Source organism: Neobacillus sp. PS2-9, assembly GCF_030915525.1.
Classification (GTDB): domain Bacteria; phylum Bacillota; class Bacilli; order Bacillales; family Cytobacillaceae; genus Neobacillus.
This window is the reverse complement of record NZ_CP133269.1, coordinates 3130471-3143308: the sequence shown is the minus strand read 5'-3', so window position 1 is coordinate 3143308 and position 12838 is coordinate 3130471. Positions and strand designations below refer to the sequence as shown.

At 39.2% G+C, this 12838-nt stretch carries 11 protein-coding genes; 6 read left to right on the top strand and 5 right to left on the bottom strand.

Annotation, left to right across the window (positions count from 1 at the left end):
- Nucleotides 1-12: 12 nt before the first annotated feature.
- Nucleotides 13-468, top strand: coding sequence for a (2Fe-2S)-binding protein (locus tag RCG25_RS15900; RefSeq protein WP_308079802.1), 456 nt, complete (start codon nucleotides 13-15; stop codon nucleotides 466-468).
- 32 nt (nucleotides 469-500) lie between these two features.
- Here RCG25_RS15900 and RCG25_RS15895 read toward each other — a convergent pair whose 3' ends face one another.
- Nucleotides 501-2582 carry a peptidoglycan D,D-transpeptidase FtsI family protein gene (locus tag RCG25_RS15895; protein WP_374121001.1) on the bottom strand — a complete coding sequence of 694 codons (2082 nt, stop codon included), beginning with the start codon at nucleotides 2580-2582 and terminating at the stop codon, nucleotides 501-503.
- 511 nt (nucleotides 2583-3093) lie between these two features.
- On the opposite strand from RCG25_RS15895, the gene RCG25_RS15890 reads away from it, so the two are divergent.
- The 5 genes from RCG25_RS15890 to pssA all read left to right on the top strand — a co-directional run bounded on the left by RCG25_RS15890 (nucleotide 3094) and on the right by pssA (nucleotide 8641).
- Nucleotides 3094-4626 carry a carboxypeptidase M32 gene (locus RCG25_RS15890; RefSeq protein ID WP_308079800.1) on the top strand — a complete coding sequence of 511 codons (1533 nt, stop codon included), beginning with the start codon at nucleotides 3094-3096 and terminating at the stop codon, nucleotides 4624-4626.
- A gap of 8 nt (nucleotides 4627-4634) precedes the next feature.
- Nucleotides 4635-5279: a pyridoxamine 5'-phosphate oxidase family protein gene (locus tag RCG25_RS15885; RefSeq protein WP_374121000.1), complete on the top strand. Its 645-nt coding sequence runs from the start codon at nucleotides 4635-4637 to the stop codon at nucleotides 5277-5279.
- A gap of 281 nt (nucleotides 5280-5560) precedes the next feature.
- Complete coding sequence (locus RCG25_RS15880) at nucleotides 5561-6346, top strand: TerC family protein (RefSeq protein ID WP_308079798.1); 786 nt, start codon at nucleotides 5561-5563, stop codon at nucleotides 6344-6346.
- Between the two features lie 901 nt (nucleotides 6347-7247).
- Nucleotides 7248-7919 (top strand): phosphatase PAP2 family protein, encoded by a 672-nt coding sequence (locus RCG25_RS15875; protein WP_308079797.1) that lies wholly within the window; start codon nucleotides 7248-7250, stop codon nucleotides 7917-7919.
- A gap of 20 nt (nucleotides 7920-7939) precedes the next feature.
- Nucleotides 7940-8641, top strand: coding sequence for a CDP-diacylglycerol--serine O-phosphatidyltransferase (gene pssA, locus RCG25_RS15870; RefSeq protein WP_308079796.1), 702 nt, complete (start codon nucleotides 7940-7942; stop codon nucleotides 8639-8641).
- A gap of 216 nt (nucleotides 8642-8857) precedes the next feature.
- On the opposite strand, the gene qoxD is transcribed toward pssA, so the two are convergent.
- From qoxD to qoxA, 4 genes are read right to left on the bottom strand one after another with little or no spacing between them, the layout of a single operon-like run.
- The gene (gene qoxD, locus RCG25_RS15865) at nucleotides 8858-9151 is read right to left on the bottom strand and encodes a cytochrome aa3 quinol oxidase subunit IV (protein WP_308079795.1); all 294 of its coding nucleotides are present in this window, start codon (nucleotides 9149-9151) and stop codon (nucleotides 8858-8860) included.
- The gene (gene qoxC / locus RCG25_RS15860) at nucleotides 9152-9757 is read right to left on the bottom strand and encodes a cytochrome aa3 quinol oxidase subunit III (RefSeq protein WP_308079794.1); all 606 of its coding nucleotides are present in this window, start codon (nucleotides 9755-9757) and stop codon (nucleotides 9152-9154) included.
- Nucleotides 9747-11723, bottom strand: a complete 1977-nt coding sequence (qoxB, locus tag RCG25_RS15855; protein ID WP_308079793.1) for a cytochrome aa3 quinol oxidase subunit I — start codon at nucleotides 11721-11723, stop codon at nucleotides 9747-9749. The genes qoxC and qoxB overlap by 11 nt, the downstream gene beginning before the upstream one ends.
- On the bottom strand, nucleotides 11713-12681 hold the full coding sequence (qoxA, locus tag RCG25_RS15850; RefSeq protein WP_308079792.1) for a cytochrome aa3 quinol oxidase subunit II: 969 nt from the start codon (nucleotides 12679-12681) through the stop codon (nucleotides 11713-11715). The genes qoxB and qoxA overlap by 11 nt, the downstream gene beginning before the upstream one ends.
- Nucleotides 12682-12838 lie beyond the last annotated feature (157 nt).

The window sequence follows — 12838 nt, the reverse complement described above, 5'->3', positions numbered from 1 at the left end:
GGAGATGGTAGATTGAAATCAAACACAATTACCTTACAGGTTAATGGTGAAAGCCGAGTAACCACTGTGCGCTATGCTGATACTCTGTTATATACATTAAGGGGGAAATTGGGTCTTACTGGAGCTAAGCCAGGCTGTTTAAATGGGGACTGTGGGGCCTGTACGGTTACTATTGACGGTTGGCCAATGAAATCCTGTTTAATGCTAGCTGTGGAGGCTGTTGGGAAAAAGGTGACAACTATAGAAGGGCTTCAGGGGACACCCATTCAACAAGCTTTTATAGACAACTTTGCTTTTCAATGCGGATATTGCACTCCAGGGTTCATCATGAACTGTCATGCATTAATTGAAAATCATCCGAATGCGAATGACTCAACCATTAAAGAGTGGTTGGAGTCGAATATTTGCCGATGCACGAGCTATTTAGAAATTGAGAAGGCGGTAAAATCAGTACTATCCAAAAAATAAGGTGCCATATTAGGCACCCTATGATTGAACGACTATTTATTCCTCAGTTGAAAATACGTATCAAGAACCTTGCGGCCAATTTTTAAATTAGCTCTATTATCAACCTTTCCTTGATAGGCCCAAGGAACAATCACGGCCATCGCGACCTCAGGATTCGTGCTTGGGGCATAACTTACCAGGCTTAGATTCATGACCGGGGGCGGCTCTTTCCCAAATTGGCTTCTTAATGGTCCGTCATAAAAGGCTTCTGCCGTTCCTGTTTTCCCTGCTGGAGAGTACTTAACATCGCTAAAAAACTTAGTTGCTGTTCCACCAGGCTCCTGCATCACTTTCTTAAATCCTGTTTGTACACGGGTCATCCATAGTTTTTTAACATCTATGGTATTGAGCACAGTTGGTGTCATTTCCTGTGCGACAGGCCCGAGTTCTTCGCCATCCTCTGCAGAATGTCTAATTTGCTTCACTACATGTGGCTGCATTCGGTTGCCCCCATTGGCAATGGTTGCAACGTATTGAGCAAGTTGCATCGTTGAGTAGGTATCATATTGACCAATAACAAGGTCTAGTAAATAACCAGGTAGCTTACTCTGTCCTTTAAATCCTGTCTGCTCATTTGGTAAATCGATACCCGTTCTTGTGCCCAAACCAAATGAGGAGAAAGAATTTCTAATCGTTTCAAATGCTTTCGGATTAGAAAAATTTAATGGTTTTTCATACTCATAATGTCCTTGTCCGATACGGATTGCCGTATGAAACATATAAACGTTAGATGATTTTTTCAAGGCGTCTATTTCATTTACTCTTCCCAAATACGCATATGACTTCTTTATTGGGGTGTCTTTGATTTTTAAACCCGTATCATCAAATACCGTTCCAGGAGAAATTGCTCCAGTTTTAAATCCAGTTAGAATAGTTGCGCCTTTAACAGCGGAACCAACATTATATGTAGTAGTGAAAGTGCCTAGTGCATCATCCATCATTTCCACTATTCCGGTGTCAGGATCTTTTACAATCTTTTTTCCAGACATCGCTAATACTTCACCAGTATGTGGGTCCATTAAAACCACGTAAGCCCGATCTGTTAGTACAGTCCCGGGTGATCTCTTTGCTGCCCAAAGCTCATCTTCAATTATTTTATCTACTGCCATTTGCAGTTCCATATCGATTGTAAGGACAAGGTCGTTTCCTTTTTTTCCGTCAGTCACAGGTTGTGTCTCGATGACGCTTCCTGTCTTATCGGTAATGTTTTTTACTTTGGATTTATAACCGTGTAGAACATCTTCATATTGCATTTCAAGCTGGCTCTTGCCGACGCGGTCGTTACGACTGTATCCTCTTGCCAAAAAATAATCTAATTGTTCTGCAGGCAACCCCTCATCAGATTTTGTTACTTTTCCTAATACTGATCGCAAGGTATCTTTAAATGCGTAAGCACGGTCCCAATCTGTCGTTGTTTCTACCCCCGGAAGAGATTGAAGATTTTCACTTACAACGGCAAATTCCTTATCGGTCACGTTTTCATTTTTTACAATCTGTGGTGTGAATTTATAACCGCTAATAAATTCTCGGTAGATGGCCATGACCTCGAGATCATTCGCAGTTAAAGTTTGTAATTCAGCATCGGTCACTCGATCTACTTTTAATTTGTAGAGTTCTTTATCTGTCATTTTTTTGTTAGCTAATAAGGCTTTTTCTTCTTGTGTAATTTTCTTATCTGCAAGCTTCGGATGTTTCATGATCCAGAAATCTTTTTTTTCCCTTAGAGTGACCTTATCGGTATTTTTGTCAATCAACTGTGCTAGTTTTTTGGCAGTCCCAAGCATTTCCTTCTGGGTAAACCCCTCATTTGTGAAGGTAATGGCACTTTTAGGGATATTGTCAACAACCACTTTAAAATCTCTATCAAACATCTTCCCTCTGGGGACAGGATTACTAACTGTAATATCTTCTTTTCTCTCTAGGTCTCGTTTAAAGTTTTCACCATAAACAATTTGAACAAAGCCTAGGCGTAATATAAGTATTGAAAATAATAAAAAGACACTAAAAAAAAGGATATTTAATCGAAAGGGGAAATGGGACTTTTTCTTATTGGGTTTCTCCAAAATGTAACACATCCTTTTACACTCTAGCTTGTGGTCAGTATTTATTATGCCTTATCCATTAAGAAGGAACAACAAGAATTGGAAAATAAATGCTAAAAATAACAAATACTATAAAAAATACCCTTTATTAACATATCGGTGAGAATCATAATTTTACCATTAATAGGTAGGCTGTGTTAAAGAACAGTGTTGATTTTTTTACCCTGTTGATTGGAGTGGAAGGCACGAAGACTCCTGTGGGAGTACGGGTCAGGGGAGACCCCGCAGGCGCAAGCGCCGAGGAGGCTCGCCGAAACGCCCACGGAAAGCGAAGTGCCTGGAGCGGAAATCAACAGACAAGTTTAAAAGAGCCAATAGGTAAAAAATATGCCTGATTTGGTCGAGGATCTTAAATTTATTGTCAATGAAACTGTTTTTTAATTTTTTCCCTAATTTGAATTTTTAATTTATAATTAAGTTTGATGTTGTTGCAACATCAGCAAACTTTATAGACATAGAAAAGAGCGATGAGGAGGTCTACATAATGGAACAAAAAGTAATGGATCCAACAGTAAAAAAAGCGTTGGAGCAGTTCAAGGCGTTAGATGAAAAGATTACTCATTTTTCAAGTATTATAGGATTGGCAGATTGGGATCAAAAGGTGATGGCTCCGAAAAAAGGGAGAAATGTGTTTGCTAAAGCAGCAGGAACCCTTAGAACGGAAGTATTTAAGCTTTCGGTCTCACAAGAAATGGGTGACCTGTTAGAGACATTATCGTCTACTGAAAAAACTGAGGGATTAGACGAAATGACAAAAGCGAAAGTACGAGAATACAAAGAGTATTATCAAAAATCTAAAAGTATACCAGCTGACCTTTTTCAGGAATATAGCATACTTACAGCCCAAGCAAATGATGCCTGGGAAGAGGCTCGGGAAAACAATGATTTTGCCCGTTACCTTCCTTCCCTAGAGAAAATAGTAGAATATAAGCGTAAATTTGCTGAAATTTATGGCTATGAGGAGCATCCATACGATGCATTGTTGGATGAGTTTGAGCCAGGATTAACTGTGAAAAAACTAGATCCATTATTTGCGAAGTTAAGAGAATCTAGTGTAAAGCTATTAGAACGCATTAAGAATAATGGAAAACCAACCAAAGTAGAAATTTTCGATCAATCATTCGAAATTGAAAAACAAAAAGAATTTAATCGGTATATTTTACCTATAATTGGTTTTGATATGAACGCAGGAAGACTGGACGAAACGGTTCATCCATTTGCACAAACCGTTAATACCGGGGATGTACGTTTAACCACCCGTTATTTAGAAAAGAACGTCCGATCCGCTTTATTTGGGACGATTCACGAGGCGGGGCATGGAATTTATGAACAACATGTTAATCCTGCTTTCGAAGAGTCGGTCCTTCAAAGCGGCGCATCCTTTGGTATTCATGAATCACAATCTCGATTCTTAGAAAATATGGTTGGACGCAGTAAGGAATTCTGGAAGTATTTTTATCCAAAGCTTCAGGAGTATTTTCCAAACCAATTGGAAAATGTTTCGGTTGAAGAATTCTATTGTGCAGTTAATACAGTGCAGCCATCATTTATCCGTGTGGAAGCAGATGAACTAACTTATAATCTTCACATCATGCTTCGTTATGAAATCGAAAAAGCCTTAATTGGCGGTGAGATTGAAGTGAAAGACCTTCCGGCCATTTGGAACCAAAAAATGCAGGATTACCTTGGTGTTACACCTAATACGGATACAGAGGGCGTTCTTCAAGATGTCCATTGGTCCTTTGGTGGAATTGGTTACTTCCCGTCCTATTCATTAGGTAATCTCTATGCTGCCCAAATCCTTCGTACCATTCAAAACGAAGTACCGGAGTTCAATAACTATATTGAAAACGGACGGTTTGATTTAATTCAGGAATGGTTAAAGGAAAAGATTCATCAGTACGGCAAGCTTTATACGCCAAATGAGTTAATTGTAAGAGTAACAGGTGAAGAATTAAACGCAGATTATCTTGTGGAGTATTTAGAGAAGAAATATACGGAAGTATACGAACTATAAAGGATGAAATGTTGATGCAGGAAACTTTAAGCTTTAAAAAGAAAATCACTACAAAAGACGAACTTCGAAATCTGATGGGGACTCCTAGTGAAAGAGCACAAAAAAAGGTGATTAACCATTTAGATATTCATTGTAAAAATTTTATTAGCTTGTCGCCATTTTTGGTTATGTCCACTGCTAATAAAAGTGGCCATTGTGATGTTTCACCGCGAGGTGACCAGCCTGGTTTTGTATTGGTGTTAAATGATAATCAACTTATCATACCTGAAAGACCAGGAAACAAACGAGTAGATTCCATGAATAATATTCTTGAAAACCCTTTTGTCGGACTGCAATTTTTGATCCCAGGTCTTGGAGAAACACTTCGTGTAAATGGGAAAGCTTGTATAGTAACAGATGAGGATTTATTAGAGAAAATGGCGGTTAATGGGAAGGCTCCTTTAGTGGGAATTGGGGTTGAGGTTGAGGAGTGCTTTATTCACTGCGCTAAAGCCTTAATCCGTTCTGGCCTTTGGAAGCCTGAGAGTTGGTTGGATAAGAAATCTTTACCAAGAGCTGCAAAAATTTTAGCTGATCACACCAATATCAAGGATGTAACCGTGGAGGAAATGGAAGCAAGCCTTCATGAGGGGTATGAGCAAAGATTGTATTAATCTTTCTATAGACCATTGACATTTTATTGGAAGTTTGATATATTATTAGTAATAAAATATTTCCTTTTTAAAGGGGAGTAGCTGCTACAATAAAGTCGTCATTTCGAGAAACATGTTTCTCCGGCTTTATTGGCAACATGGACGTTGTTAGCAAGACCTTTACTTTACGGTAAAGGTCTTTTTATGTTTTTTAAGGCCTTTACTGGTAAGCGGTAAAGGCCTTTTTATTTGGCGTTAGGGAGTATTATAGAAAAAATATACCTTTTAGAGGAGGAATTTTCATGGATGTATCTCTATTATTCGAGTATGGCTGGGTATTGCTTATTCTCATTGCGCTTGAAGGTCTTTTAGCAGCAGACAATGCGCTAGTGCTAGCAATTATGGTTAAGCACCTTCCTGAAGAAGAGCGGAAAAAAGCTTTATTTTATGGTTTAGCTGGCGCCTTTGTATTCCGCTTTGCCTCATTATTTGTCATTTCATACCTTGTAGATGTTTGGCAGGTTCAAGCGATTGGAGCACTTTATTTATTATTTATGGCAGGTAATCATGTTTTCCGAAAGGTAATTAAGGGAAAAGCAAATTATATGAAGGAGAAGAATGAGAGTAAAAAAGCGGGTGGTTTCTGGAGTACGGTGTTTAAGGTGGAATTAGCTGATATCGCCTTTGCTGTAGACTCCATCCTTGCAGCTGTAGCAATGGCTGTTGTTCTTCCGGATACTCCGTTACCTAATATTGGTGGATTAGATGGTGGTAAGTTCTTAGTTATTTTTGCAGGTGGTATTATTGGCCTGATCATTATGCGTTTTGCAGCCAATCTCTTTGTGAAGCTTCTTGAAAAAAAGCCGGGGTTAGAAATCGCTGCCTTTACAATCGTGGGCTGGGTGGGGGTGAAATTAGCTGTCTACACACTTTCGCACCCTTCGTTAGCTATATTAAATGAGGAATTTGCTCATTCGACTGAATGGAAAGTAACATTTTATGTTGTATTAGTCGGGATTGCTGTGGCAGGGTTTCTGTTTTCTAAAGATAAAGCTGAAGAGCCCGTGCATAAAGCCAAGGCGTTATAATGAAGACTCGCCAATTGGCGAGTTTTCATTTTACTATGATTATTTGACATACTAATCCTGAGGGAAGAGATATTAATGGAAAGTCTTTAAAATAGAATATCTATATGCTAAATTTCGTTGACGGATGAGGGATACGGTCGCATAGCCAGGTTCTATGAGCCCGAAATGGTTGAAGGAGAAGGGATACGGTCGCATAGAGAGGTTCTATGAGCCCGAAATGGTTGAAGGAGAAGGGATACGGTCGCATAGAGAGGTTCTATGAGCCCGAAATGGTTGAAGGAGAAGGGATACGGTCGCATAGAGAGGTTCTATGAGCCCGAAATGGTTGAAGGAGAAGGGATACGGTCGCATAGACAGGCTCTATGAACCCGAAATGGTTGATGAAGAAGGGAAACGATCGCATAGAGAGGTTCTATGAGCCCGAAATGGTTGAAGGAGAAGGGATACGGTCGCATAGAGAGGTTCTATGAGCCCGAAATGGTTGAAGGAGAAGGGATACGGTCGCATAGAGAGGTTCTATGAGCCCGAAATGGTTGAAGGAGAAGGGAAACGGTCGCATAGAGAGGTTCTATGAGCCCGAAATGGTTGAAGGAGAAGGGAAACGGTCGCATAGCCAGGCTCTATGAACCCGAAATACCTGAAGGAGAAGGGAAACGGTCGCATAGCCAGGTTCTATGAGCCCGAAATACCTGAAGGAGAAGGGAAACGGTCGCATAGACATGCTCTATGAACCCGAAATACCTAATGGAGAAGGGGTACGGTCGCATAGACAGGTTTTATGAACCCGAAATGGTTGATAGAGAAAGGAAACGGTCACGTAGACATGTCCTCCGTCAATTTCCATCTAGTCTGATGTTATTTGTAGTTCTACAATGGGATAAAAATAGAAAGGAATATCATAATGAGTTTAAAAATAAGACTTGTCATCGCATTTTTTATAAGCGCTATTTCCATATTGGGCTTTAGTTTGATATCATTGTTTATTAGTGACCAAAAGATCAATCAATTCGATCATCAAGTTATCGATTATATTCAAGGCTTGGAATCGATTGGATTAACACGCACGATGAAGTTTTTTACCACGATTGGATCGGCTCCTGTTGTCATAGGACTGAGCATGTTACTTTTATTATTCCTTTACAAAGTATTGCATCATCGTTTAGAACTAATCTTATTTGTGGCAGCTATCATGGGTTCAGCGATATTAAATGAACTCTTGAAACAATTTTTTAAAAGAACACGACCAGAATTACACCGCTTAATCGAAGTTGGGGGATACAGCTTTCCTAGCGGACATGCAATGAATGCTTTTACAGTATATGGAGTCGTATCCTTTCTGTTGTGGCGACATATACCCAACAGATGGGGAAGGGTGCTGTTGATTTTTGTGAGCGTGGGAATGATCCTATCCATTGGGATTAGCCGAATCTATTTGGGAGTCCATTATCCAAGTGATATTATTGGCGGGTATTTTGCCAGCGGCTTTTGGTTAACAACTGCGATTTTGTTTTTCCAATTTTATATGGAAAAGAAGTATAATAAGAAACATAAGCGAGAAAAAGAAGTGGCTTAAATTTTATAATTTTTTTTGGAGTGATACATATTATTAGAAACAGTATTCCTAATCTATTTACCCTTGCAAATTTATTCTTTGGCTTTTTGTCGGTAATGTATTCGGCACAAGGAGACTACAAAAATGCAGCCATATTAATTTTGATTGGCATGATGCTCGATAGCATGGATGGACGAATTGCACGGATGCTTCGTGTAGAAAGTGATTTAGGTAAAGAGCTCGACTCATTGGCTGATATCGTAACCTTCGGGGTTGCACCTGCGATGATGGCCTATTATTCATATTTCAGTGACTTTGGAGTAGCTGGAATGGCCATTGCCGGTCTATTCCCATTGTTCGGTGCCTATCGACTTGCACGTTTTAATATTAACGCTGTAAAATCCTCACTTAAGTATTTTACGGGTGTTCCGATTACGGCAGCAGGGGGATTATTAACACTTTTAACTTTGTTTCATGGAAAAATGCCTGCAATTATTCTTCCGATTGCTTTTTTCGTTCTTTGCTATTTAATGGTGAGTACGATAAAAATTCCTAGTTTAAAGGATATTCCGCTACCAAAATACGGAATTATTATTACTCTTTTTCTCGGTTATGCTATTTACCTTGTATTTAAAAAAGAACAGCATCGCTTTCCATACTTCATCTATGTAGCCATTCCTCTATATGTTGCCTTTATCGGGTATCAATTGGTACGTACCAAAAGAAAAAATAATACAAAATAAAAAGGGTGTCAGGTATCATGTGAAAAAAATACACATGGTGCCTGACACCTTTTTATTATTATAGGAAAGCATAAAATTCCGCTTTGAGAATTGTCCAGCTCCAGCGCCTAACCCCTCGGGTCAAATAACCTTCTGCAAGTAAAGTCAAAGAGCGACTTTTCTTGCAGAAGAACATTTGCCTGTCGGGGCTGACCAAGGCGCTTCCGCTTTTCGTTTTTACATTCCAAATGACATAACCCAGATAGAACCTCCAACTGTTACGACTGCAATGAAAAAGGCATAACCGATGTTAACCAAATTGGACTTGCCGTCTTCACCTTCGTTCATATGCATGAACATGAACAGTTGTAGTCCGGCTTGGATTACAGCAAGTGAACCAATAATCCAAAGGATTGTTTTAAATGGTAATGATGTTTTAAGTGCTACACCAAGTGCTGCAAAGGTGAGCACAAGTGATAAAATAAATCCTAAAACATGTGTAAAGGGAAAACCTTTTGTATTTTTAGCCATTTAACCCACCATCCTTGCTAAATACACAAATGTAAAGATAAAGATCCAAACAACATCTAAGAAGTGCCAGTATAAGCCGATAATAAAGGTCTTTCTTGCTGTAACTGGTGTTAAGCCTCTACGTAAGATTTGGAGGATAACCATAGAAGCCCAGCCAATACCCATGGATACATGGAGACCGTGCGTGCCTAACAAGACAAAGAAGCTTGAAAGGAAAGCACTAGTCTGCATGGTTGCACCTTCATGGACATAGTGAATAAATTCAGTGATTTCCATGAAAACAAACCCAGCACCCAGCAAGATCGTAATAATAAACCATAATAACATTCCATTACGGTTATGACGGCGCATTTCGTAAATCGCTAGTCCCATGGTAAAACTACTAGTTAACAATAGGATAGTTTCCACCATGACATCTTTTATCTCAAAGAGGTCCTTTGGAGTTGGACCCCCTGCATATCTAGTATTTAATACGGAAAATACTGCAAAGAGTGTTCCAAAGAGGACAATTTCCGCCCCAAGGAAAATCCAAAAACCTAGGATATTCATTCTGTTTTGCTCTGTTTGATATTCGAGAGGCAATGCTGTATTCACATTAGCTGACATGGTTGTTCACCCCTTTATCGATGTTCCGCCATGCTTTTTCAGTTGCTTTAATTTCATCGACTGGAACATGGAAACCATCATTATAATCAAAGGATCGTATGATTAATCCTGCTAAAATCCCTACTGTTGCGACAAGAGCAGCAATCTTCCATTCAAAAACTAAGAAGAAACCTGTAATGCCAAAAACAACGCCCATATAGAATGGCAAGCCTGAATTACTTGGCATGTGAATTTCTTTTATTTCATCATCCTTAAGTGATAAACCTTCATTGTTTTTCTTCATATACCAGAAAGCATCAAGTGATTTTACTTCTGGAAGCTTTGCAAAGTTATAGAATGGAGCAGGTGAGGCAGTCGCCCATTCAAGTGTTCTTGCATCCCAAGGATCGTTCGAGATATTGCGGTCTGCATAACGAGCACTCCAGTAAATGTTATAACAGAGGAAACCAAAGCCTATTGCTAGAATAACCGCACCGATGGCAGATAATAGGAATAAAGGAGCATATCCAGATTCAACAGAATAGGTATATGAACGTCGAACCGCTCCGTTTAAACCTAGGAAAAACATTGGCATAAACGTTAGGTTGAATCCAATGACGAAAAACCAGAAGTGTAATTTTCCAAGTTTCTCATTTAACATATGGCCAAACATTTTTGGCCACCAGTAGTAAAGACCAGCAAATACAGCAAACACAACACCAGGTATTAATACATAGTGGAAGTGAGCTACTAGGAACAACGTATTGTGATATTGATAATCCGCAGCACCCATTGCAAGCATAACTCCAGTTACTCCACCAATTACGAAGCAAGGAATGAAGGCCAGTGCCCAAAGCATCGGTGTTGTAAATTGGATTCGACCTTTGCGCATCGTGAATAACCAGTTAAACATTTTAACACCAGTTGGAATGGCAATCATCATAGTCGTAATCGAGAAGACTGAGTTAACTGCTGGTCCAGCGCCCATTGTGAAGAAGTGGTGAACCCATACTAGCATACTTAAGAAAGCAATACCTACAACGGAAAAGACCATTGATTTATACCCAAATAACATTTTTCGAGAGAAAGTAGAGATGACCTCTGAGAACATACCGAAGGCTGGAAGCACAACAATATACACCTCAGGATGACCCCATAGCCAGAACAAGTTGGCCCACATCATGTCCATCCCACCGCCGCTTAGCGTGAAGAAATGGGTGCCGAAAATACGGTCAAATGTCATTAGACCAAGCGCAACAGTAAAGATTGGGAAGGATGCTACGATAATGATTGATGCAACAAATGATGTCCAAGTGAACATCGGCATTCTCATTAGTTTCATCCCTTTTGTTCTCATTTTTAAGATCGTCACGATAAAGTTAATACCTGTCATCAATGTTCCAATACCGGCAATCTGTAAGGCAACTGCATAATAGTTGTTACCGATACCTGGGGTAAATTCTTTCCCGGCAAGTGGGAAGTAGGCTGTCCATCCAGCATCTGGTGAACCACCAATAACAAACGAGATGTTAAATAGCATCGCACCGCTAAAGAATAACCAGAAGCTAAGAGCATTTAATTGCGGAAATGCTACGTCCCGTGCACCAATCTGAAGCGGAATTACGACGTTCATTAAGCCAATTAAAAGTGGCATTGCCGCAAATAAAATCATGATTACACCATGAGTGGTGAAAATTTCGTTATAATGCTGTGCGTCTAAAAATTGCATTTCAGGTCGTGAGGTTTGGGCTTTCATTAATAGTCCATCTACACCACCACGGAAAAACATTAAAACACCTGAAAGGATGTACATGATACCAATTCGTTTATGATCAACCGTAGTGATCCATTCACGCCAAAGCCATTTCCATTTTTTTAAATAGGTAACACCAGCTACAATACCTACCATTGTTAGTGCAATAGCAATCTGTGAACCTAGTATTAACGGGTTTCCGACGATAAAAAAGTCATGCCAATTAATGCCCATCGTGTTCACCTCCATTTGAATTTCCATCCATATCTTTCGTTGACTCACTGTCAGTTTCTTTTTCTTTAAAAATCTTACCTTTCACGCCATGGACTTCATACAATTCAGGGTTTGTATAAGTCTTAGAATTCATTTTAGCGTGATCAACCCATGCTAAATGTGTACCGATATATGTTTCCCGGCCTAAATGTGTTGGCTTGAGGAGTTCAAAGTATTTATTCTCTGTTAATTTCGGAGCCTTTTCTTTAACTTCTTTTACCCACTTTTCAAAGTCTTTGGGTGATTTTGCTTCAACAGTAAACTCCATACCAGCGTATCCTTGTCCGTTAAAGTTGGTATTTCTACCTAAAAATTCTCCTGGCTTATCAGCAGTAAGGTACAATTGAGTTTCCATCTTATTCATTGTGTATTTTTGACCGCCTAATTCAGGCACCCAGAAAGATTGCATGGTACCAGCTGAAGTTAATTTAAATTCAACAGGTGTGCCTGCAGGGATGTTTACGTAATTGACTGTTTCAATGCCTTGATCAGGATAACTGAAAATCCATTTCCAATCGGCAGATGTAACATGAATGACAATCGGATCTTTTTTCTCATAGCCTGCAGGAACTTTTTCAAGCTTATAAATCGTTTTTACTGTTGGAATGGTTAGAGCAATAACTATTAAAATAGGAATAATAGTCCAAATAAACTCTAATTTTGTACTTCCATGTTCTTCAGGTGGCTCGTAATCTTTATTTTCAGGTGTTGCGCGGTATTTCCAAATGATATAACCAAATAAACCAAAAACGACAACAACAACAAGGAGCATGAAGATTAGTGACCAATTGATTAAGTCAAGAATATCTCTTGCTGCAGGACCTTTGGGTTCAAAAACAAGCATATTCGTATCGCAGCCGCTTAAAAGCAATACAGGTAGTAAAGCTAATAGTGGAACGAAGTAGTTCTTTTTAAACATTGAGATTTTTCCCCTCCAATAATTGTTCGTTTTTTCACATTTGTTCGTGAATTCATTCACAAACTTTGTTAGAGCCATTCCTTCGCCTTAAAGAAAATAGAAACACAATTAAATTAATTATTAGATAATAATAATTTGTATGTTCGTTTTCCATAAC